The organism is Sneathiella aquimaris, assembly GCF_026409565.1.
In the GTDB taxonomy this organism is placed as follows: Bacteria; Pseudomonadota; Alphaproteobacteria; order Sneathiellales; family Sneathiellaceae; genus Sneathiella; species Sneathiella aquimaris.
This window is the reverse complement of sequence record NZ_CP112881.1, coordinates 3095308-3117965: the sequence shown is the minus strand read 5'-3', so window position 1 is coordinate 3117965 and position 22658 is coordinate 3095308. Positions and strand designations below refer to the sequence as shown.

The 22658-nt window shown below is 49.2% G+C and carries 24 protein-coding genes and 1 other RNA gene; 18 read left to right on the top strand and 7 right to left on the bottom strand.

From position 1 onward, the window contains the following. Positions 1-193: 193 nt before the first annotated feature. The 7 genes from OIR97_RS14640 to tkt all read right to left on the bottom strand — a co-directional run bounded on the left by OIR97_RS14640 (position 194) and on the right by tkt (position 7709). Positions 194-997, bottom strand: coding sequence for an inositol monophosphatase family protein (locus tag OIR97_RS14640; RefSeq protein ID WP_169542989.1), 804 nt, complete (start codon positions 995-997; stop codon positions 194-196). 44 nt (positions 998-1041) lie between these two features. Continuing rightward, positions 1042-1605 (bottom strand): elongation factor P, encoded by a 564-nt coding sequence (gene efp / locus OIR97_RS14635; protein ID WP_169542988.1) that lies wholly within the window; start codon positions 1603-1605, stop codon positions 1042-1044. A gap of 49 nt (positions 1606-1654) precedes the next feature. Next, a complete protein-coding gene (gene thiE, locus OIR97_RS14630) occupies positions 1655-2245 on the bottom strand; it encodes a thiamine phosphate synthase (protein ID WP_219821535.1) in 591 nt (196 codons plus the stop codon). A gap of 144 nt (positions 2246-2389) precedes the next feature. Next, entirely contained in the window at positions 2390-3400 is a 1011-nt protein-coding gene (locus tag OIR97_RS14625) for a class I fructose-bisphosphate aldolase (protein WP_169542987.1), read from the bottom strand. 20 nt (positions 3401-3420) lie between these two features. Further along, positions 3421-4617, bottom strand: a complete 1197-nt coding sequence (locus OIR97_RS14620; protein WP_169542986.1) for a phosphoglycerate kinase — start codon at positions 4615-4617, stop codon at positions 3421-3423. A gap of 26 nt (positions 4618-4643) precedes the next feature. Then, on the bottom strand, positions 4644-5651 hold the full coding sequence (gene gap, locus OIR97_RS14615; protein ID WP_169542985.1) for a type I glyceraldehyde-3-phosphate dehydrogenase: 1008 nt from the start codon (positions 5649-5651) through the stop codon (positions 4644-4646). Between the two features lie 54 nt (positions 5652-5705). Then, on the bottom strand, positions 5706-7709 hold the full coding sequence (gene tkt / locus OIR97_RS14610; RefSeq protein WP_169542984.1) for a transketolase: 2004 nt from the start codon (positions 7707-7709) through the stop codon (positions 5706-5708). A gap of 321 nt (positions 7710-8030) precedes the next feature. Here tkt and OIR97_RS14605 point away from each other — a divergent pair, with 321 nt between their 5' ends. From OIR97_RS14605 to tilS, 18 genes are all read left to right on the top strand, one after another. Beyond that, positions 8031-8381 carry a DUF4164 family protein gene (locus OIR97_RS14605; protein WP_169542983.1) on the top strand — a complete coding sequence of 117 codons (351 nt, stop codon included), beginning with the start codon at positions 8031-8033 and terminating at the stop codon, positions 8379-8381. 5 nt (positions 8382-8386) lie between these two features. Further along, a complete protein-coding gene (locus OIR97_RS14600) occupies positions 8387-8695 on the top strand; it encodes a cell division protein ZapA (protein WP_169542982.1) in 309 nt (102 codons plus the stop codon). A 10-nt stretch (positions 8696-8705) separates the two neighbouring features. After that, positions 8706-8864, top strand: a non-coding RNA gene (gene ssrS, locus OIR97_RS14595) — 6S RNA. Between the two features lie 31 nt (positions 8865-8895). After that, positions 8896-9492 (top strand): 5-formyltetrahydrofolate cyclo-ligase, encoded by a 597-nt coding sequence (locus OIR97_RS14590; RefSeq protein WP_219821534.1) that lies wholly within the window; start codon positions 8896-8898, stop codon positions 9490-9492. After that, positions 9489-10301 (top strand): TIGR00282 family metallophosphoesterase, encoded by an 813-nt coding sequence (locus OIR97_RS14585; protein ID WP_169542981.1) that lies wholly within the window; start codon positions 9489-9491, stop codon positions 10299-10301. The genes OIR97_RS14590 and OIR97_RS14585 overlap by 4 nt, the downstream gene beginning before the upstream one ends. Before the next feature lie 131 nt (positions 10302-10432). Beyond that, positions 10433-12106, top strand: a complete 1674-nt coding sequence (locus tag OIR97_RS14580; RefSeq protein WP_169542980.1) for a hypothetical protein — start codon at positions 10433-10435, stop codon at positions 12104-12106. 196 nt (positions 12107-12302) lie between these two features. Then, positions 12303-13055: a YebC/PmpR family DNA-binding transcriptional regulator gene (locus OIR97_RS14575; protein WP_169542979.1), complete on the top strand. Its 753-nt coding sequence runs from the start codon at positions 12303-12305 to the stop codon at positions 13053-13055. A gap of 24 nt (positions 13056-13079) precedes the next feature. Next, positions 13080-13595 carry a crossover junction endodeoxyribonuclease RuvC gene (gene ruvC, locus OIR97_RS14570; protein WP_169542978.1) on the top strand — a complete coding sequence of 172 codons (516 nt, stop codon included), beginning with the start codon at positions 13080-13082 and terminating at the stop codon, positions 13593-13595. Continuing rightward, positions 13592-14224 carry a Holliday junction branch migration protein RuvA gene (ruvA, locus tag OIR97_RS14565; protein ID WP_169542977.1) on the top strand — a complete coding sequence of 211 codons (633 nt, stop codon included), beginning with the start codon at positions 13592-13594 and terminating at the stop codon, positions 14222-14224. The genes ruvC and ruvA overlap by 4 nt, the downstream gene beginning before the upstream one ends. Further along, positions 14221-15267, top strand: a complete 1047-nt coding sequence (gene ruvB / locus OIR97_RS14560; RefSeq protein ID WP_169542976.1) for a Holliday junction branch migration DNA helicase RuvB — start codon at positions 14221-14223, stop codon at positions 15265-15267. Before ruvA ends, ruvB begins: the two co-directional genes overlap by 4 nt. After that, entirely contained in the window at positions 15257-15733 is a 477-nt protein-coding gene (ybgC, locus tag OIR97_RS14555; protein WP_169542975.1) for a tol-pal system-associated acyl-CoA thioesterase, read from the top strand. The genes ruvB and ybgC overlap by 11 nt, the downstream gene beginning before the upstream one ends. After that, positions 15733-16452, top strand: coding sequence for a protein TolQ (gene tolQ, locus OIR97_RS14550; protein ID WP_169542974.1), 720 nt, complete (start codon positions 15733-15735; stop codon positions 16450-16452). The genes ybgC and tolQ overlap by 1 nt, the downstream gene beginning before the upstream one ends. A gap of 4 nt (positions 16453-16456) precedes the next feature. After that, positions 16457-16924, top strand: coding sequence for a protein TolR (gene tolR / locus OIR97_RS14545; RefSeq protein ID WP_169542973.1), 468 nt, complete (start codon positions 16457-16459; stop codon positions 16922-16924). Between the two features lie 14 nt (positions 16925-16938). Further along, on the top strand, positions 16939-17910 hold the full coding sequence (locus OIR97_RS14540; protein WP_169542972.1) for a cell envelope integrity protein TolA: 972 nt from the start codon (positions 16939-16941) through the stop codon (positions 17908-17910). A gap of 5 nt (positions 17911-17915) precedes the next feature. Continuing rightward, the gene (gene tolB, locus OIR97_RS14535; protein WP_169544273.1) at positions 17916-19256 is read left to right on the top strand and encodes a Tol-Pal system beta propeller repeat protein TolB; all 1341 of its coding nucleotides are present in this window, start codon (positions 17916-17918) and stop codon (positions 19254-19256) included. A 137-nt stretch (positions 19257-19393) separates the two neighbouring features. Then, positions 19394-19933, top strand: coding sequence for a peptidoglycan-associated lipoprotein Pal (gene pal, locus OIR97_RS14530; RefSeq protein ID WP_169542971.1), 540 nt, complete (start codon positions 19394-19396; stop codon positions 19931-19933). Positions 19934-20123: 190 nt separating this feature from the next. Next, positions 20124-21191 carry a tol-pal system protein YbgF gene (gene ybgF / locus OIR97_RS14525; RefSeq protein WP_169542970.1) on the top strand — a complete coding sequence of 356 codons (1068 nt, stop codon included), beginning with the start codon at positions 20124-20126 and terminating at the stop codon, positions 21189-21191. A 20-nt stretch (positions 21192-21211) separates the two neighbouring features. Further along, a complete protein-coding gene (tilS, locus tag OIR97_RS14520) occupies positions 21212-22537 on the top strand; it encodes a tRNA lysidine(34) synthetase TilS (protein WP_169542969.1) in 1326 nt (441 codons plus the stop codon). Positions 22538-22658 lie beyond the last annotated feature (121 nt).

The following is a 22658-nucleotide window of genomic DNA, read 5'->3' as shown; positions in this document are numbered from 1 at the left end:
AAATACCCCCGTTATTACTATTGGTTGCGACCAGATGGTTCTGCAACCCAAACTCTATTCAACGCCTGTTTCCAACCCTTAGTTTGTCAAAAAAATATGACAAACTAAGGGCCGTAAAAGGTTTCTGAACAAATAATAACGAAGGGAAGGGCGGGGCTCAACTTTTTAGTGAAAAGGGCGCCCCACATTCTGGTTAGCGTTTTTTACGAGCTTTACGCAATATGTCCTTCATTGGACTGTTGATTCCGCTATTAGTGGCAAGAATATCGCCTTTTTCCAGCATTTTTTCGCCACCATCAATCTGACTTACAAGGCCGCCTGCTTCTCGAACGATGACAATACCTGCCGCCATATCCCATGAAGACAGACCGTGTTCCCAGAAGCCGTCGTACCGGCCAGCGGCAACATAGGCAAGATCAAGGGCAGCGGATCCAAACCGGCGAATACCTGCCGAAACAGCCATGATTTCGTTCGCTTCGCGCAGAAATTCTTCATGACCCGGCCGCCCGAGGAACGGAATACCAGTCGAAAGAACACAGTCGGCCATTCTGGTGCGTCCTGAAACCCGAAGACGATGGCCGTTCACAAAAGCGCCCTCCCCTTTGGCAGCCCAAAAGAGTTCATCTTTTGTCAAATCCAGAATAACACCAGCGATTAGTTCCTTGCCTTCCATGACGGCAATCGAGATGGCAAAGTGAGGAATGCCATGCAAGAAATTTGTGGTTCCATCCAAAGGATCAACGATCCAGTAGTGAGTTCCGTCTTTTGCCGGGACTTCACCCCCTTCTTCCATCTTGAAACCGAAGTCAGGACGGGCCCGGCTCAGTTCCTCGCGGATGGTTTTTTCTGCAGCAATGTCGGCATTGCTAACAAAATCTGCAGGGCCCTTTCTGGAAACCTGCAAATTCTCGACTTCGTTAAAATCGCGAAGGAGTTTTGGAGCCGCCTTGCGGGCAGCAGTTTCCATAACGTTAATAAGGGGTGTTTTGCGGGCCATGTTGTTACCTGATTACTAATTCATTAGGGAGAAAAAAGAGCAGTCTATTCTGCTCTTTTTGCATATTCGGATGTTTCTGTATTTACGACGATTTTCTCGCCGCTACTGCAGAACGGTGGCACCATAATCCGCATTCCGTTTTCCAGAATGGCAGGCTTGTAAGACGATGCTGCGGTCTGACCTTTCACTGTTGGTTCTGTTTCAGAAATTTCCAAAGTGATATGTTCAGGCAACAGAACATTAAGGGGTTCATCTTCGTAAAACTCGATCTCCATGGACATGCCGTCCTGAAGAAACTGAGCCTTGTCACCGACCAGATCCTTTGAAAGGGAGACCTGCTCGTAAGTGTCGGTGTCCATGAAAGTCAGCAAATCGCCATCTTCGAACAGGAACTGGTGGGCTTTTTGCTCAAGCCGCGCTCTTTCCACTGTCTCTGAAGAACGGAAACGTTCGTTGAGTTTGGTCCCATCGCGCAGGTTCTTTAGTTCAACCTGCAGATAGGCGCCTCCTTTACCCGGTTGCGTATGTTGAATTTTGACAGCGACCCAGAGGCCACCTTTATGTTCAATTACATTTCCGGGGCGAATTGCATTGCCATTAATCTTCATGACTGGTTTTCGTCCATTTCGTTCGTAAAATATATCGGCGCGGAACCTATCAGGTTGCCGAGCGGTTATCAATGATCCTGTTCAATGCTTCAACAGCGTGGGCCGGGCCTTCAGAATGCTGCCACACACCACTGGAAATTGCGAGGAAATCTGCCCCGCTTTTAATGAGTGGAACCGCATTGTCAACAGTTATCCCGCCAATCGCAACACAGGGGATCTCACAAAGGGAGGTCCACCATTGCAGAATCTCAGGTTCTGCCGCAGTTTTCGCTACTTTTGTTGTCGTGGGATAAAAAGCCCCGAAGGCAACATAGTCAGCCCCCCGTTCCGCAGCTTCCATAGCCAGGTGGCGTGAGTCGTGGCAGGTAACACCAACGATCATGTCGTCTCCAACAATCTGCCGGGCTTCATTATAGGGCATATCTTCCTGACCAATATGCACCCCGTCCGTTCCCAGTTCCTTTGCAAGGGCCGGATTGTCGTTAATCAGAAACGCAATGCCATAACGTTCTGCGATGGGCATCAGGCGTTCGGTTGCTGCCGCAATTTCAGCCTTATCCGCCATTTTTAAACGAAGTTGAAAACAAGCAATATCCCCACCGGACGCGGCCTCTGAAAATGCGTTCTCAAAGTCGTCCAAGTCGATTGTCGGCGGAGAAATCAGGTATAGCCGAGGGCGAATTGTTTCTATGATCTTGCTCCGTTTGCTTTGTTATAAAATAGATCAGGCCTGTAACAGAGTACAGGCCTGATCGAATAAAGCTTGCTCATCAACAAGGCTCAATCAGTTGGTTTCTTCAGAAAGCTCGCCGTCTCTTGCCAGGCTGGTTAATTTGCATCGCTTGATAAACGCGGCCTGAGCGGCGTCTACATTTTCTTTTTTACCCTGCCAGGTTGATAGTGCAGATGTTTGCAAGGCACGCCCAAAAGAGTAACTCAGCTCCCATGGATGCGAACCGGATTGATTGATCTTATTGAGGTTTGCTGTTGCCTGCTCTTCGGATTGACCGCCTGACAGGAAGACGATACCGGGAACTGAAGCGGGAACGGTTTGTTCAAAGCAATAAATTGTTTTGGCACTGACTTCATCTTCCTCCGCCTGCTCGGGGCATTGCAGGCCGGATACAATCATGTTCGGCTTAAGAAGCATTTGTTCAAGTACAACCCGCTGCTTATACAATTCGTCGAAAACTGATTTAAGGGCGGTTTCTGTCACTGCATAACATTCGTCAATTGAGTGAAATCCATCCATCAATACTTCTGGCTCGACGATCGGGACGATATTGGCCTCCTGGCACAGGGCGGCGTATCGTGCCAAAGCATGAGCATTCGTTTCAATACAATATGTGCTGGGAAGCCCGTCATTGATTTCAATAACAGCGCGCCATTTGGCAAAACGGGCGCCAAGTTGGTAATAATCGGCCAATCTTTCCCGCAAGCCATCCAAGCCTTCGGTAACTTTTTCACCATCGGAAAACGCCAGCGGCTTGGCACCCATATCAACTTTGATACCCGGAATGATGCCTTGCTCTTCAAGAAGTTGAGGGATAGAGCGTCCGTCACTTGCTTGTTGTCGCAATGTTTCGTCATACAGGATGGCGCCGCTGATATAGTCGGAAACACCCTTAGCCGTGAATAACATTTCCCGGTAATCACGGCGATTTTCCTCAGTGTTTTCAACACCGATCGTGTCAAACCGTTTTTTGATGGTTCCTGTACTTTCATCCGCGGCAAGAATACCTTTGCTGCGTTCGACCAGTTGGAGGGCCAAATCTTCCATTAGGATTTCAGTCATTCATCCAGTCCTTTTAAAATTTACTGCGCCATCAGCGCTTTGACGCCAGGCAGATCTTTTCCTTCCATCCATTCCAGGAAGGCACCGCCGGCCGTTGAAATATAAGTAAAGCTATCGGTGACATCCGCCCTGGAGAGGGCGGCGACGGTGTCCCCACCACCCGCAACAGATACCAGTTTATTATTTTGTGTCTGCCGTTTGGCGACTTCCGCAACGGCAAAGGTTCCCGTGCCAAATGGTTCGATTTCAAAGGCGCCAAGCGGGCCATTCCAAATCAGGGTTTTGCAATCGGCCAAACGTGAGCAGATATGCGAGACAGTCGCAGGCCCCGCATCAAGGATCATTTCCTCGGCGTCGACTTCCAGGACATTTGCTGTCCGGTTTTTTGCATGCTCTTTGAACTCTTTTGCCAAAACGCCATCCTCGGGCAAGATAATGTCGCACCCAACGGCTTCAGCTTTCGCAAGGATCTCATTGGCCGTGTCCGCAAGATCATGTTCACACAGAGACGCACCAACATCGACACCTTTTGCGTTCAGGAACGTATTCGCCATTCCGCCGCCGATCACAAGATTGTCGACCTTTTCAATCAGATTAAAAAGTAAGTCCAGTTTTGTCGAGATTTTTGCACCGCCCACTATGGCCATTACGGGCCGGGCCGGAACTTCAAGTGCCGCTGAAAGGGCCGTTAATTCGGCTTCCATGTTTCGGCCAGCATAGGCTGGTAGTAAACGCGCTATGGCCTCAGTCGAGGCATGAGCCCGGTGAGAACACGAAAAGGCGTCATTAACATAGATATCGCCAAGGGCCGCGAGGGAAGCTGCAAAATCAGCATTATTTTGTTCCTCTCCTGCAAAGAAGCGAACATTTTCCATCAAGATCACACCTGCGTTACCGGTTGAGCGAACGGCATCGATCGCTTCATTGCCCACACAGGTATTAACGAAATTAATTTCTATTCCTAGTCTTTCTGACATCACATGGGCAACCGGTTCCAATGACATGTCGGGAACAATTTGGCCTTTCGGGCGGCCAAAATGACTGAGAAGGACGACCCTCGCGCCCTTTTCAGTAAGTTCCTTGATAGTTGGAGCCACTCTGTCAATACGGGTAAAATCAGATACTTTACCGTCGCTCATGGGAACGTTCAGATCCACACGAACCAGAACAGTTTTTCCATTCGCCTCTAGTTGATCAAGCGTCTGGTATGCTGTCATTTAAGTGTACTCCACTATCCTTTGAATTATCCGAGATTTGCCATAAGCAGAGCCGTGTCGCTCATACGGTTTGAAAAACCCCATTCATTGTCATACCAGCTTAGAACGCGAACGAACGTGCCTTCAATGACCTGCGTTTGGGTTAGGTCAAACGAAGAGCTGGCTGGATTGTGGTTGAAGTCAATCGATACAAGCGGTTCATCATTTGCGTTTAGAATGCCCTTGAGGCGTCCGTTTGCAGCTTCAAGAACAGCCTCATTGATTTCCTGGGCGGTTGTTGAGCGTTTCGCAACAAAAGTCAGGTCAATCATGGAAACGTTTGGCGTGGGCACCCGAACGGATGTGCCGTCAAGTTTTCCTGCAAGTTCTGGAAGCACCAGACCAACCGCCTTCGCGGCTCCTGTCGATGTGGGAATAATTGACATGGCAGCGGCCCGTGCCCGGCGCATATCACCGTGTAACGTGTCCAAAACGGGCTGATCGCCTGTATAAGCATGCACAGTTGTCATGAAACCGTGGGCGATGCCAACGGTGTCATTCAGGACCTGGGCAACAGGCGCAAGGCAGTTGGTTGTGCAGGACGCGTTGGAAACAATCTTGTGCCCGGCTTCCAGTTTATCATGGTTCACACCATACACGACGGTCAAATCCACCTCAGTGCCTGGGGCTGAAATCAACACTTTTTTCGCGCCGGCTTCCAGGTGGGCCTTTGCTTTATCTGCATGGGTGAAAATACCGGTGCATTCGAAGGCAACATCAACATCCAATTCACCCCACGGCAAATCGGCGGGATTGCGCTCTGAGGTAACCCGGATAGGACCGCGCCCCAAATCCATGCTGTCTTCGGTGACTGTTACGTCGCCAGGAAAACGGCCATGCACACTGTCATATTTTAACAAATGCGCATTGGAGCTAACAGAACCGAGATCGTTGATCCCGACAACCTCGATATCCGTGCGACCCGACTCATAGATTGCACGAAGGACGTTTCGGCCAATACGTCCAAACCCGTTAATTGCAACACGAACAGTCATCTTGTCATACACTCCTGTAAACAGAAACGGTCGGAAAAACCCGCCCGGTTATCATCAAAGCTGTTTTTTTGCCGCTTCCACAACGGCTTCGCTCGTAATGTTGAAATGCTTGTACAAATCTCCAGCAGGGGCCGAGGCACCAAAACTATCGAGACCTACAAACTCACCTTCACGACCGATATAGCGAGACCAACCGTATGAGCTAGCGGCTTCAATGGCAACCTTGACAGTGCCGGGGCCCAGCGTTTCCGTCTGATAGCTCTGGGACTGCGCATCAAACAGATCGGTACAGGGAACCGATACAACCCGTGTGCCAATGCCTTCTGCTTCAAGGGCTTTTTGTGCGTCGAGTGCAATTCCGACTTCTGAGCCAGTGGCCAACAGAGTTACTTGTGCATCTATATTGGCAGCAGACAGTTCATACGCGCCTTTTGCAGAAAGATTCTCAGACGTGTAATCGTTTCTCACCAGCGGAAGACCCTGACGGCTCAAAGACAGAACAGATGGTGTCTTTTTGGATTTTAATGCAACTTCCCAGCATTCCGCAGTTTCGACGGCATCGGCTGGACGGAAGACATTCACGTTTGGCATGGCCCGCAAGGACGCAAGATGCTCAACAGGCTGGTGTGTTGGGCCGTCTTCACCAAGCCCAATGGAATCGTGGGTCATAACATAGATGACGCGCTGCTCCATCAAGGCGGAAAGGCGGATTGCGGGGCGCGCATAATCAGTAAAGACCATGAAGGTACCACCGTATGGAATGAACCCTTTATGCAGGGCCATGCCGTTCATGATTGCGGACATTCCAAATTCACGGACGCCGTAATAGACGTAGCGGCCAGAGAAGTCCTCTGGCGTTACAGGGTCCAAATGAGACGTTTTTGTCAGATTTGATCCGGTCAGATCAGCGGAACCCCCAATTGTCGTCGAGACATGCTCATTGATAATATTGAGAGCTTCCTGACTGGCTTTCCGGCTAGCCCACCCTGGCGCATCTTCGGTCAGTTGTTTTTTATAGGCCAGCATAGCGTCATCAAGGCTGGATGGAAGCTCGCCAGACAACGATGTTTCAAACGCAGATTTCTCATCTGTACTGAGGGCGTCGAAGGTTTTTTCCCAAGCAGAGGAGATGCGAGCCCCTTTGGTGCCAACAGCACGCCAGCGATCCCGGATTGTTGCTGGAATCTCAAAAGGTGCGTGCGGCCAATTCAGTTCTTTTCGGGCAAGAGCAATTTCTTCTGCACCCAAGGGCGCGCCATGCACACCAGAGGTGCCCTGCTTGTTCGGAGCGCCGTATCCAATGGTGGTTTTACAAGCAATAAGAGAGGGTTTGTTGCTCTCTTTTGCTTTGGCAATTGCTGTTTCAATCGCGTCCGGGTCGTGCCCGTCAATCGTTTGTGTGTCCCAACCCAACGCATCAAAGCGTTTTAGCTGGTTGTCTGATACAGCCAGATCCGTTTTTCCGTCGATACTGATTTCATTGTCATCCCAAAGAACAATCAGTTTTTCCAGCCCAAGATGGCCTGCGAAAGACGCGGCTTCGTGACTGATACCTTCCATCAGGCAGCCATCACCCGCAATGACATAGGTATGATGGTCGACAATATCCTTGAAGCGAGCGGCCTGCATTTTTTCGGCAAGCGCCATACCAACCGCTGTTGCCAGGCCCTGACCAAGAGGACCTGTCGTGGTTTCAATACCATCGGCGTGGCCATATTCGGGATGCCCGGCTGTTTTCGATCCAAGTTGCCGGAAGTTTTTGATCTCTTCCAGGCTCATATCCTTGTACCCTGTGAGGTGTAGCAGGGAATAAAGCAGCATTGAGCCGTGGCCAGCCGAGAGAACAAATCTGTCTCTATCAGGCCAGTTCGGCTTGGACGGATCAAATTTCAGGAATTTTGAAAACAGGACAGTTGCAACATCCGCCATACCCATCGGCATGCCTGGATGTCCTGAATTAGCTTGTTGGACTGCATCCATGGAAAGTGCACGAATTGCATTTGCCATTTCGATAAATTTGGAGGCAGAAGGCGAAGTATTGGCGCCACTATCGTTCATATTTGACTCATTCATATCCACCGGCAGAAAGTACAGTATTCGCAGCGAAAACCCTATTCAAAGCGTTCTACAGCTGTAAATCGTCTCAGACGCCAGCGCCCGTAGCGGGTCACATTTCGGTATCCAATCTACATGATACTCTGATTTGTACCTGTGAAAAAAGGCATGTCAAACCTCAGAAAATGCCATGCAGACCAGTTCTGGAATCGAGGCGAAGATGCCGTTCATGGGCGCGCACGTCAACCGCTTAGTTCATCTTTTGTACATGAAAATTGTATATTCTGTGCGGAATGACCAATTTCCAACAGAGGTTGACGGAGGTTGTCCTGGGGTCGTATTGTTTTCGGGAAAACTGTCGCACGCTTCTTGCATCAGCAGGGGAATTCCAGAATAAGGGGTGAAGAGATTACCGAATCGAGAATTGAGGCAGCGCTTCAGAGGCTGGAAAAAGCTGCAGAAACATTGTCTGACAAACCCGCTCAAGGGTTGCTGGATATGCGGGGACGTTCTGATCAGGATGCAGAGCTGGAAAGCCTGCGGTCGGAAAATGCGTCTCTTCGAAGGGAAATCAGTGATTTGACGGAGCGATATCAGGCGCTAAAGCAGCGTACGGATATTGTCTCAGGTCGACTGGACAAGACAATAGATGATATCGGCGCAATTCTGGAGTAGATGACATGGCTTCGGTGACAGTAAAGGTAAATGGGCGGCCTTACCCCATTGTTTGTGGTGATGGTGAAGAAGATCATCTTAAATACCTGGCTGAGTTTGTGGACAAGAAAGTCCAGGATCTAAGCAATTCAATCGCAAATGCGACGGAAACACAGTTGCTTCTCATGGCTTCTTTGTTGATCGCTGATGATTTATCTCAGGCCTACGAAAGTATCGATAAACTGAAAGATAGTGCGGAAAATACCGCAGAAGATAAGTTGGAAGAGTGGGCTGAGAAACTGGAAACTATTGCACTTCAGTTAGAAACTGCCTAAATAGACTTCAGTTGCACTGCCTTGTGCGTTAGTTCTTAGATATCCTGGGGCCAATACCGAAATCCTGGGGGCTAATCCCTGACTGGACCGTGGTCCTATTATATCGGCTCCCACCTGACTTGTCAGGCCACAGAGATTTCATTCGTTCGACGGCTATGGTGGTGCAACCCTAATTTTTTAGATATCGGATCCTTTTTTGTTTGCCTGATCCAGAGTGGGGCTACGTGTTGAATACGGTCGCTCTTGAAAAAAAATCTGCTCGAAAAGCAGCCTCTGCATTGCGTAAACAGTTGCACCGCACAAGGCTAGGTGTTTCGGCTGCCCGACATTTTCTTGATAGCATTCCCCTAAAAAAAGGAACGGTCGTCTCATTATATTGGCCGATCGGAAGCGAGATTGATGTATCCCCTCTGGTCGATCCATTGCTTGATGGGGGATGTATCTGCGCGCTTCCCGTCGTGGAAGCGATAGCGCAGCCGCTGGTTTTCAGGCAATGGCATAAGGATGATGTTCTGGAAAAGGGTGTGATGGATATTCCTGTTCCTGTCGCTTCCGCAAAGATCGTGATCCCCGATATTCTGGTTGTGCCGTTGCTCGGCTTTGATCGCACAGGCTATCGTTTGGGATATGGCGGTGGGTTTTACGATCGGACACTGGCGCAGCTGCGGGGCGCCGGACACTGTCTCGCTGTTGGATATGCTTATGCCGGGCAAGAGGTGGAAAACCTCCCCACAGACAAATTTGATCAACCCTTGGATTGGGTTGTGACCGAAAAAGAAGCAAGGAAGTTCACGTGAAATTGTTGTATTGCGGTGATGTTGTTGGTCGTTCTGGTCGTGATTCGATCTCAGAGCATTTGCCAACGCTGAGGAAACAGTTGGCTCTCGACTTTGTCGTTGTAAACGGAGAAAATGCGGCATCAGGATTTGGTATAACCGAAAAAATCTGCGCCGGTTTTTATGAGGCTGGGGCGGACTGTATTGTTCTTGGTAATCACAGCTTCGATCAGAAGGATATCATGTCCTATATGTCTGAAGATGCCCGGCTTATCCGTCCAATTAACTACCCGGAAGGAACCCCTGGGCGGGGAGCGTCAGCATTTAAAACCCGTGCTGGCAAAACAGTGTTGGTAGTGCAGGTGATGGGGCGTGTATTTATGGACCCGCTGGACGATCCTTTTGCAGCTGTTGATAAAATTTTGAAATCCGGTCGTCTGGCGCAAAAATATGATTTCATTTTGATTGATGTACATGGTGAGGCGACCTCTGAAAAAATGGCTCTGGGGCATTTTTGTGATGGACGGGTTTCAGCTGTAGTTGGAAGTCATTCACATGTGCCGACAGCTGATACACAAATTCTGCCGGGCGGAACCGGATATCAGACAGACGCGGGAATGTGCGGGGATTACAACTCTGTCATCGGCATGGAAAAAGAAGAGCCAATCCGGCGGTTTACCCGGAAAATACCGTCCAGCCGTTTCACGCCAGCTTTGGGGCCTGGCACGCTTTGTGGAATCTATATTGAAACCGATGATAAGACGGGTTTTACAACGCGAATAGAACCTGTTCGTATTGGCGCCCGCTTATTGCAACATGTGCCAGATTAATCTGCTTCTTGTTTCAATTGATCCTCCGGGTGTGCTTATATGAGGAATATTCAAATATTTGTAGTTTGTTAAGAGTGTAATGATAGCTTCCGAGTAGATGTAATAGTACTAAGTATTCGGCGGAGATAACATTGTCCGAACCTAAAACCCATTTTGAAGTTCATGGAAAACAGGCCGGAAGCTGGACTGTGCAGAAGGTCTGTGACTCAAAAGATGTCGCCATTGATTTCGCCAAGATACTTAAGTCAGGGCAAAATATAGCCTCGGTCAAGGTGTTGCAGGTCAAGTTTGATTCTAATGATCCGGTTTTTCATGACAAAGAAGTATACTTTGATGGGGAGCGGGATAAGCCGAATTCTGTTTCCGGCGTAGAACTGATTGAACCAATTTGTCAATCCGCTTCTGAGGTCTATCAACCCAGTGCGCGGCGTGCGATCGGTCAGCTTCTTCTGAAGCCCATGACACAATGGCAAATTACACCATTGGAACTGCTTTACCACAGCAAACATTTACAGAAATTGAATGATACTGGTCAGATCCTACAGGGGGCTGTTCAACGGGTCGCAATCTCTCAGGTGCAGCGCACTGGCCAGAAAGTTAATGACCGTGTTTTGGACCTTTACCGTATAACAAATGAAGTCCTTAAAAACCTGAAAGACTTCAACTCTTTGGATATTGTTCCAGAAATTGAAGATGATAACCTCGTTAAGCTAATGCGCGCGGTTAAAGATCATGAGCACTGGCGTCAGTTGTTTTTGATGTCAATGGCACGCTATCTCAGCGACATTAAAACGATCGATGAAAAATTCGGCATCGTATTGAACTGGCTAGGTCAGTACGACGATCCTGATGTCTTGGAAATGCTGGATCGCCATGTCGCAGATTTCCTGACTTCATCATCGTATTTAAGACTTATTTTGGGTGAGGAGGAGAATCTCGGCGAAGCGATGCTCTCCCTCGTTGACCTTATTCGAGGTGCCCGCCAATTCCCTGCCGGGGCGCATCCGGGCGGCGTTCGTGTGAACGCGCTGTTACGGGATCAGTTCCTGCCAGAAACGCGTATGGCGTTGACGCTAAAACTGAAAAAAACCTTGAAAGGCAACGCGTCATTTGTTTCTGGAGACCCGTTTAAAAGTGCAATTTATCATAGCAAGTTGATGTCTCGGACCCAAATCGGAAGCGAGGAGCATGTGGGCGGGCAGGAAGTCGTTGAAGCGTTACGAATGCGCAGCGAAAAGATGACGGGCAGTACGACAATAGGAAACATGCTGGCTGGCCATGACAACCCGTTGGATCGTGCTGATGTCTTGCTGACGATCAGCCAGGGGCTCGTCGGCGCGGTTAGCAAGCGAACCATCGCCAATTATTTACTTCCTTTATTGGAGAGTGGACAAAATTTTCAATATCTTACATCCGGCAAAATACCACCACTGACAATCCTTGCGCGCCTGCAAGAACTACAGTCAAAGGTTGCAGGATCTGATTTTCAGGAGTTCTACTGTAAAAAGCTCTCTGAGCGCCTGGACCAAATGTCTGTGGATCTGATGAATGAGTTGAACGTTCTGGAAAATTTCAAAAAACGTGCGGCGGATAACACCCAGCTTGGCTTGACGTTGTTGCAGTTGCTGGCTTCCGATAAACTGACGAAGCCGGAAGGTGCCAGAATGGTTCATGAATTCACCAGAAAAACGATCATTTCGGCTGATTTTATGGCAGATTTGGAAAAGAAAGCCCAAACAGGCGCGTCACAGGTCGAGTTTTTCAAGACATTCTATACCGCTCTTGAGAAAATCAATATCCGTTAGCCCTATCTTCCGAAACGACCGAAGTTCGAATTATTTTCCCAAAAAATTCATTCTTGTCTTGGGTGAAGTCTACCCTTGCGTTAAATAGTAATCAGGAAAATAAATGGGCAGCTCCGGATTACGTTATCTGATTTGTTCATTTTTGTGATTTGATGACATGGAAAATGACTTTCCATGGATGACTAAGAGAAGAAGTATGGCGGGACATTCCAAGTTTAAAAATATCATGCATCGTAAGGGCGCTCAGGATAAAAAGCGCGCCAAGATCTTTGCTAAGCATATCCGGGAATTGACAGTAGCGGCGAAGTCGGGCCTGCCAGAACCTGATATGAACCCAAGATTGAGAACCGCGATTGCGGCGGCCCGATCAGATAATATGCCGAAAGATAACATCGATCGTGCCATCAAGCGTGCGGCGAGCGGTGGTGAAGGCGAAAATTATGACGAAATCCGGTATGAGGGCTATGGCCCCGGTGGTATCGCGGTAATCGTGGAGACACTTACCGATAACAAAAACCGGACGGCAGCCGAAGTTCGTGCCGCCTTTAATAAGGCTGGCGGTGCATTGGGAGAGACAGGATCCGTTTCTTTTATGTTCGAACATATGGGGCAGATTGTGTACAGCGCTTCAGAAATCGATGGCGACGAAGTTTTTGAAGCAGCCTTAGAGGCCGGGGCTGACAATGTAGAGAGTGATGACGAAGTCCACGAGATCACCTGCGCAATGGAAGATTTCAATGATGTTCAGGCCACGTTGGAAGAGAAATTTGGCACGCCGCAGGAAGCCGGCATTATCTGGAAGCCAACAAATAGTGTGCCCGTTGAAACCGAAGAAAAAGCCAATTCAATCTTTAAGCTTGTTGATGTTCTGGAAGATAATGATGATGTGCAGAAAGTGTCTGCCAATTTCGATATTCCTGATGAAATCATGGAAAAGCTGGAGACCTGAGCGGCTGAAAGGTCATGTTATAGAATGCGTTTGTTAGGTCTGGACCCTGGATTGCGACATACAGGTTGGGGGATCATAGAAGCCGAGGGGAACTCTCTTCGGCATCTTGCCAACGGGGCTGTTGCATCAGATGCGTCCCTTGATCTTGCAGGTCGTCTAGTTCAGCTTTTTGAAGGTATTGAAAAAGTGATCGCAGATTGGCAGCCTCAAGAGGCGGCTGTCGAGGAAACCTTTGTTAATAAGAACCCAGTCTCTACGCTGAAGCTTGGTCAGGCAAGGGGCATCGCTTTGCTGGTTCCGGCCCTTCATAATCTGGCCGTTGAAGAATATGCGCCCAATAAAATCAAGAAATCAGTTGTTGGCGCGGGTCACGCAGGGAAAGAACAAATTCATGCGATGGTCAGTATGCTGCTACCGGGCTGTAAAATTGCCAATGAGCATGCTGCTGATGCATTGGCCGTTGCTATTTGTCACGCTCATTATGCGGGAAGCCGTCGACATCTGGGGAAAGCGATAACCATGGCCGGGGGTAAAGTATGATTGCAAAATTAACCGGAATACTGGATAGCACCGGCGAGGACTGGATCATTCTGGACGTAGGCGGTGTGGGGTATCTGGCATTTTGCTCTGGACGCACATTACGTGCCCTTCCAGAGATAGGCGGGACAGTTTCGCTTCACATTGAAACCCACGTCCGCGAAGATCATATCCACTTGTATGGTTTTCAGGATATGGGAGAGAAAAGCTGGTTTGGACTATTACAGACAGTCCAAGGCGTTGGCGCGAAAGTTGCCTTGGGAATTCTGTCTTTGTTCGGAAGTGATGAGTTGACTCAAATTGTGGCGGCTGCCGATAAGACCGCCTTGACCCGCGTGAGTGGTGTTGGGCCGAAAGTAGCAGGCCGGATTGTCACTGAGCTAAAAGACAAAGTGGCGAAAATGAACCTCGGCCCAGCTGCCTTTACAGCAAATGATACAATCACCAAGTCGAAACCAGCTGGCCAGACAACACCAGTGGTCGCGGCAAATGATGCTATTTCTGCACTTGTCAATCTTGGTTATGGCCGGGCAGATGCATTCGGTGCTGTTGCGGCGGCGGGACGGCGCCTTGGTGAAGATGCAACGGTTGAAGCCCTGATCACCGAAGGCTTGAAGGAGCTGGCTGCATGACCGATGATCGTTTAATCGGTGCGACAAAATCAGGATCGGATGATTATGAGCAACAATTTCGGCCCCAGGTTTTAGGCGATTTCATTGGTCAAAAACAAGTCCGGGAAAATCTAAGCGTTTTTATTCAGGCTGCAAAAGCGCGCGGAGATGCTCTTGACCATGTAATGTTTTTTGGCCCTCCGGGCCTAGGGAAAACAACACTCTCACAGATCGTTGCGCGCGAACTGGGTGTTAATTTCAGGGCAACAGCCGGACCGGTAATCAGTAAAGCCGGGGACTTGGCGGCATTGCTGACGAACCTCGAAGAAAATGACGTTCTGTTTATTGATGAAATTCACAGATTGAACCCGGCGGTTGAAGAAATTCTGTATCCGGCGATGGAAGACTTTCATCTTGATTTGATTATTGGGGAGGGCCCTGCCGCCCGATCCGTCAGAATTGATTTGCCTCCGTTTACGCTGGTTGGGGCGACAACCCGCTCCGGCCTGATCACAACACCCCTTCGCGAACGCTTTGGCATTCCGCTTCGGATGAATTTTTACGAACCCGCCGAGTTACAGTTGATCGTTGCCCGTGGTGCGCGCGTCCTTGGCGTCAAACTCAGTGATGAAGGCGCCCAGGAAATTGCCAATCGAAGCCGTGGCACACCGCGTGTTGCAGGACGGTTGTTGCGACGTGTTCGGGATTTTGCGTCTGTGGCTGGTGTTGATGTGATCTCTGCCGAGCAGGCGGATGCAGCGTTGAACCGTCTGGAAGTGGATAAGCGCGGACTGGATGCAATGGACCGACGTTACCTGACCCGTATCGCCCAGGATTTTGGAGGAGGACCAGTCGGTGTGGAAACCTTATCAGCAGCTTTGTCCGAGCCTCGTGACGCGATTGAAGACATCATTGAGCCCTACCTTATTCAACAGGGGTTTCTGCAAAGAACACCTCGTGGGCGTTTATTGACAAAAGCGGCTTTTGATCATCTGGGCTTTAGCTTTCCAAAACAATTGGCCTCGCAACTGGATCTGATTGAGGAGCCGCCCCGTGAGCAGTGATCCGGCAATGATCGGTAGGATTGACTTTTCCGGTGAGCAAGGCCCTTTGCATCATTTTCCCGTGCAGGTTTTTTGGGAAGATACGGATGCTGGCGGGATTGTTTATTACGCTAATTATTTAAAATTTACCGAGCGGGCGCGGACAGATTTGCTCCGCGGTATCGGTATCAATCAACAACAGCTGATGATCACGGAAAATGTTAATTTCGTTGTACGAGAGTGCCAGGTTGAGTATCTGAGCCCAGCCCGTATGGATGACGCGCTTGATGTGCGCACGCACCTTTTCGAATTGAAAGGGGCAACCTTGCGGATGAAACAGGATGTCTATCGAGGCGACGATCTTTTGGTAAAAAGCACCGTTCGGGTGGCCTGTTTACATAAGAACGGAAAAGCTGCCCGCTTTTCGCCGCAAATAAGGGATAAATTCCTATCAATCACTGATTTTTCAGGAGCCATGAAGAAATAATGGAAAATGACGCGCTTGTAGCTGCCCAGTCTTTGGGCGGTGTCTCTCATGATTTGTCTATGCTCGGCCTGTTCCTGAGGGCCGATATTGTTGTTCAAATTGTTATGATTGTTTTGATACTGGCTTCCTTTTGGAGTTGGGCCATCATCATCGACAAGATCCTGAAATATCGCCGTGTCACCGCAGACTCCGACGAGTTTGAAAATGACTTCTGGTCGGGCGGTAATCTGGAAGACCTTTATCGACGTGTGGGGAACAGCCCTGACAATCCACTTGCAATGCTTTTTTCAACTGCAATGCGGGAATGGTTGCGGTCGACAGAAAAAGGACTGGATAAAAACAGTCATACCGGCCTGCAGGCGCGTATTCATCAAGTGATGCGTGTTGCCATTGATCGGGAAGTGGAGCGTCTGGAGAAGTATCTCGGATTTCTGGCGACAGTGGGCTCTACCGCGACTTTCATTGGTTTGTTTGGGACGGTTTGGGGCATTATGAATAGTTTTCAGGCGATTGCCGCAACAAAGGACACCAGTCTTGCTGTCGTCGCGCCTGGTATCGCCGAAGCCCTTTTCGCAACGGCGCTGGGACTGGTTGCTGCGATCCCTGCGGTTGTCGCATATAACAAATTTTCCAATGATTTACAGCGCATTGTAACCCGACTTGAAGGCTTTGCCGGTGAGTTTTCTGCCATCCTGTCTCGTCAGTTGGATCAAGGATAAAGGTATGGACACCAATCATTACGACGCTTTTACAGGGCAGGGCCGGAAACGCCGACTTAAGGCAATGTCCGAAATCAATGTGACGCCTTTTGTCGATGTGATGTTGGTGTTGCTGATCGTCTTTATGGTGACGGCCCCATTACTGACTGTAGGTGTGCCGCTGGATTTACCTGAAACAAAGTCTTCTACGGTTCAGGGAAATGATGAGCCGCTGGTTATCAGTGTTGATGTGGACGGTCGCTTGTATCTGGAAGATCTGGAAATTGAGTTGGTTAATCTGGTGCCAAAGCTACAGGCTGTTGTTGGTGCGAAGGCAGACCAACGGATCTTTGTTCGGGGCGATAAGAACGTTAATTATGGCCGGGTTCTGCAAGTGATGGGTGAAATCCATGACGCTGGCTTTACCAAAGTCGCGATGGTATCGAGTAGCTCAGCTGACAAGGCGAAAGCCAAGACTGAGAAAAAAGAATAGGCCGGTCTTCTTTGATGAAAGTATCAACGGTCATATCTGCTGGTTTGCACGGGCTTATTTTATTGCTCATGTATACAGGCTTGCCTTTGTTTCAGGATCCCGAACTTTTGGACCAGCCAAAGGTTATTCAGGTTGAAATCGTCGATATTGCCGATATCACGAATTTGCCAAAAGACCAGCCGGCACCAGAAGAAAAAGAGCCCGAACCTAAAGAGCCGCCAAAACCCGAGCCAAAACCGGAGCCAAAACCCGAGCCAAAGCCCGAGCCAAAGCCCGAGCCAAAGCCCGAGCCTAAACCGGAGCCAGAGCCCGAGCCAACACCGGAACCTGAGCCGGAGACAGCTCCGAAGCCAGAGCCAGAGCCGGAGCCTGAGCCTGAGCCAGAGCCGAAGCCGGAACCCGAACCAAAAAAAGAAGAGGTCAAAAAGGTTGAAAAACCAAAGGCCATTCCGAAGCCAAAGATTAAACCACGGCCGGAAAAAAAGGTTGTTCAGAAAAAACCGGAACCAAAAGAGGAACCAAAGAAGAAGTTTGACCTTAGTCAGATATCTGCCTTGCTGGACAAGAAGAAAAAAGAACAGGCGAAACGAACGGATGAAACGTCGGACACAAAAAAGTCCAAATCTGCTGAAAGGGTTGCTGCTGCGTCCGATCGGGCCGCAGACAGGTCACTGCCTTTAAGTTTAAGCGAGAAAGATGCGTTCAAACAGCAGGTTCAAAGATGTTGGAGTCCGCCAACAGGAAGTGTGCGGGCGGAAGAGCTAATTGTTGAGTTGCGTATTACGCTTAATCAGGATGGATCGGTCCAGGGACGACCGGAATTGGTTGGAAACAAGTCATTTGGCGACAATTTTGAAAGAATTGCTGCTGAAAGTGCTATTCGAGCCGTCCTGCAATGTCAGCCGTATCGATTGCCAATTGATAAATATGAACGTTGGCGGGATACTAGATTAAAGTTCAACCCAAGGGAGATGTTTGGACAATGAGAAATATGGTACGCCAATTTGCTAACTGGGGGTATTGGGTTGCAGTAGGCCTTGTGCTTTCAATCGCAGTTGCCTCACCTGCTCGTGCTGAACTGGTTATTGATATCACGCAAGGTAATATCAAGCCTCTTCCCGTGGCAATTACTGATTTTTATAGCGAAACGGAAACAGCCGGGCTGGTTGGTCAGAAGATTGCCGAGGTTATCCGGGCTGATTTGGAACGATCTGGCCTGTTCGCCCCGATTGACCCGCGGGCATTCCTGCAAAAACCTGTCGATCTTCAGGCAACTCCGGTTTTTTCTAACTGGCGCAAAATTAATGCACAAGGCCTGTCTACCGGGATGGTGCGGGCGCTGCCCGATGGGCGAATTAATGTACAGTTCCGCTTATGGGATGTTTTTTCCGAGCAGTATCTGGCCGGTTTTGGATATAAAAGTGCCGCGACCAATTGGCGTCGTACGGCCCATTTGATTGCGGATCAGATTTATAAGCGCCTAACCGGTGAAGAAGGGTATTTTGACACCCGGATTGTTTATGTTTCGGAAAGTGGTCCAGCCGACCGGCGGGTGAAGCGTCTTGCGATCATGGATCAGGACGGGGAACGGCATCAATTCCTGACGGATGGCAGCAATCTTGTTTTGACCCCCCGCTTTTCGCCAACACAGCAGGAAATTACTTACCTGTCCTATTTCAACAATCGTCCGCGGGTTTATCTGTTCAACATTGATACCGGGCAGCAGGAAGTGCTGGGAGAATTTCCGGGGATGACTTTTGCCCCGCGCTTTTCTCCATCCGGAAATCAGGTTGTGATGAGTATGGCTGAGAACGGCAATTCGGATATTTACCTGATGGATTTGCGGACGCGTTCTTTAAAACGTTTAACCAAGCATCCGGGCATTGATACGGCGCCTTCCTTCTCTCCGGACGGGACGCGGATCACGTTTGAATCAGACCGTGGCGGTCGTCAGCAGCTCTATGTAATGAACGCAGATGGCTCAAATGTGAAGCGGATAAGCTTCGGTCGTGGTAATTATGGCACACCCGTCTGGTCCCCCCGTGGAGATTTGATAGCCTTTACAAAATTGACGGGTGGTAAATTCTCCATAGGCGTGATGAGAACTGACGGTTCGCAGGAACGCATCCTGACTGAAGGGTTTCATAATGAGGGCCCTTCTTGGGCACCAAATGGGCGTGTTCTTGTGTTTTTCCGACAAGTACCGGGAAATAAGAACGGGGTTGGTGATAAAGTTAGCTTGTGGTCTGTGGATTTGACAGGTTATAACGAAAGAGAAATGATCACTCCGCGGGATGGGTCTGATCCAGCATGGTCGCCCTTGCTTCCGTGAGTGAGCATAAGTATAGTGAAAAAGTAAGATTTTCTAGGGGGAGTATATTTCAGGGAGGGGCAGCGTCACTTCAATTGGACGTCGTTTTACTTGGAATACCCAAAAATTTAGATTTCCAGAGGATGGGAGTTAAGTAAATGCGGCTCAATCTTGGCCTTAAATTCTTGAGTATGTTTGCTGCACTGACATTGGTCGCAGCATGTGAAACAGCGCCAACGGACTCCGGCGACAGCACTGGTGGGGGCGCATCGTCCCAGGCTGGCAGCTCTTCTGGATCAACTGGCGGTACTTCTGCAAGCACTGGTTCAAATCAGGTTCAGCCTGGTAGCCAGGAAGACTTGGTTCTGAATGTTGGTGATCGTGTATTCTACGGTTTCGACAAATTCAATCTTAGCGACGAAGCGCGGGCGACTGTCCAGCGTCAGGCCGCCTGGTTGAAAGCGAACCCAACAGTGACTGTCACTGTTGAAGGTCATGCGGACGAACGCGGTACACGTGAATACAACCTTGCACTCGGCGAACGCCGTGCAACTGCTGTTAAAAACTATCTTGTAACATTGGGCATTTCTGCCTCACGTGTTTCAACGATTTCGTTTGGTAAAGAACGTCCAGTAGCCTTGGGTCATACCGAAGCTGCGTGGTCTCAGAACCGTCGTGGCGTTTTGGCTGTCAACTAACAGTCTGACTACTTGATGCATAGCCCGTTGCCGGTCCAGCTTGCTGTAGACCGGCAACGGGCTTTTTTATGTATAAATACAAGTCTGGATAAAAGCCTCTGTTTGGTCACAATATTCCCTTATATAATGTTCCGAATTTAACGGTCTTTTGGCCCGTCCCAGATGAAAGCGTTCGAAAATAGGTGCTAAGGTGAAAGAAAAATCAAAAACTGGACATCGTCATTCAATTGTCCTGATCGCGTTTGCTGCGACAACCGTTTTGTTTTCAACATTGGCCTTTTCTTCGGCTCAGGCGCAAAGCAGTGATGTTCAGGCGCTTTTGGACCGTATTAATCGTTTGGAAGCTGATCTGACGAATGTGCAGAGAAAAGTATTCCAGGGCCAAGATGTTCCGGCACCTACAGTTTCTTCTGGCGGTGGCGCCATTGCCGGTGGGGAAGCTGCGGCCTTGTTGTCGTCCCGGATTGATGCGTTGGAAAGCGAGCAGAGACGGGCAACCGGAAATCTTGAGGAAATCACTTTCAAGCTGGATCAGTTGAAAAATCGGTTGGATAAGCTTGTTCTGGATATTGATTTCCGTCTCACAGATATTGAACGACGGTTAAATGGCGGTCAGTCGATCGTTGGCCAGAATACGGTGCCAGCTTCCAACTTACCCTTAACAGGCACAGCCCCTCAAAATAACCCGCAATCCGCAACAGCGGATAATGTATCTCGATCTGCCTCTGGAACGGCGGCAGCGGGATTACCAAAAGGGACGCGGCTGCTTGGAACTTTGCGGGTGCCCGCGGATGGTACCGCGCCGGTTGACACTGCTGCGCCCGCCAATGAAAGTGCACCTTCTGTCGCGGCAGTCGCTCCGACTGAAAATCTGGACCCGGCGGCACAGTATAATCAGGCTTTCTCAATGTTGAGTAAGGATGATTTCGCAGGTGCCGAACAAGCATTTGCAGCGTTTCTACAAAGCAATAAAGAACATGAACTCGCCGGCAATGCACAATACTGGCTGGGTGAAACCTATTACGTGCGAGGAGACTATCCCAACGCCGCCTCTTCATTTTTGAACGGTTATCAAAATTATCCGGACAGTTCCAAAGCAGCTGACAATCTGTTGAAACTGGCAATGACCCTCGGCCGGATGGAGCAAAAAGAAGAAGCGTGTGCAACCTTCCAGCAGTTGGAAAAACAGTTCAATAATCTGTCTTCCCGTCTTAAACGGATTGCTGGTTTGGAAAAACAAAAATTCGGATGCCAGTAAGATCAGACATATGACGTGACATGGTAGTATCCGTACAGTCCATTTTTGACGCCCACCTCAAGTCCCTTGAAATTCCTCAGGGAGACATCTTAAAGGTGGGCGTTGCCGTGTCTGGTGGTTCTGACAGCATGGCCGCTTGTCTGGCGGCTATGGATTGGGCACAGCGTACGGGTGTTCAAGTGGTGGGACTGACTGTTGATCACGGCTTGCGGCCAGAAGCCCGGCAGGAAGCGGAGTTGGTTGCGGAATGGCTATTAAAGATTGGAATGGAACACCACATCCTTACTTGGAAAGGACCTCATCCACGCGCAGGTATTCAACAAGCGGCAAGAAACGCCCGTTACCGTCTGTTAAGGGAAAAATGCAAGCAGTTGGGTGCTAATCTTCTTATTATGGGCCATCAACTGGAGGATCAGCTTGAAACATTCCTGATGCGCCTGGCGAAAGGAAGCGGGGTTCAGGGGTTAAGCGTCATGCCTGCCACTCGCGAACAGGACGGGATTATTATAAGTCGTCCATTTCTGTCAGTCAGTCGGCAGCAACTAAGAGCCTTTTTACAAAAATCTGATCAGCAGTGGATTGATGATCCAAGCAATGACAATCCGGTTTTTACAAGAACGCATCTGGGGCAGGCCTTGGAGATCCTAGTAGATCTCCCAGAAAGTAATCTGCAATCTTTGGAATTAAGCGTCACTCGCACACAACGTGCTGATCGGGCTCTTAGTACTATCACTGAACAGTATTTGCGGGCCCATGTTGTTGAAAGCCCGCTGGGATTTGTCAGGTTTTCAAAGGCAGCAATTGAAGAGATGCCTGACGAGATTGCCATTCGGTTTCTGCAAAGACTGTTCATTTTTGTCAGAGGGATGGGGCAGGGGCCGCAAATGAATGCGTTGGAACGGTTGCAGCACTCTCTGAAGTCGGAACAGATGTCGAAGGCCAAAACTCTATTTGGCTGCCAGTTATTGCCGCAGCGCGATCATTGGATTTTATGTCGTGAGCCGGGACGAACAGATCTTCCGGAAAAAGAACTAACAAATAACAGGGTATGCCTGTGGGATGACCGTTTTGAAATTAGAGACACGGTGCCGGGGACAAATATCAGCGAACAAGACTGTCCTCGAGTGCGGGTTATTGGGGACGATGGTTGGCAGCAATTAAAAGAATCGCTGGAATGGCAAATGCCCGATCCGTTGCCTTCTATTGTGAAAAAAAACCTTCCTTCTATTTGGATTGGTGCCAAAATCGTCTCTATGCCTCTGTTTTCCTATAATTTAGATGCCATGGGCATTGCGCAAGGGCGCTTTGAAATGGTATTCAAACCCAAATGCCATTTTTTATCGTGAGTCTGTGTAACACTGCCTATTGGATGTTCGCATATTTGACTTATATCTATGATGTCTCCATGAAAATGGGCGTGGTTTAATAATGCTGGCCAAATGATGGCCGGATGTGCAAGGGAAGATT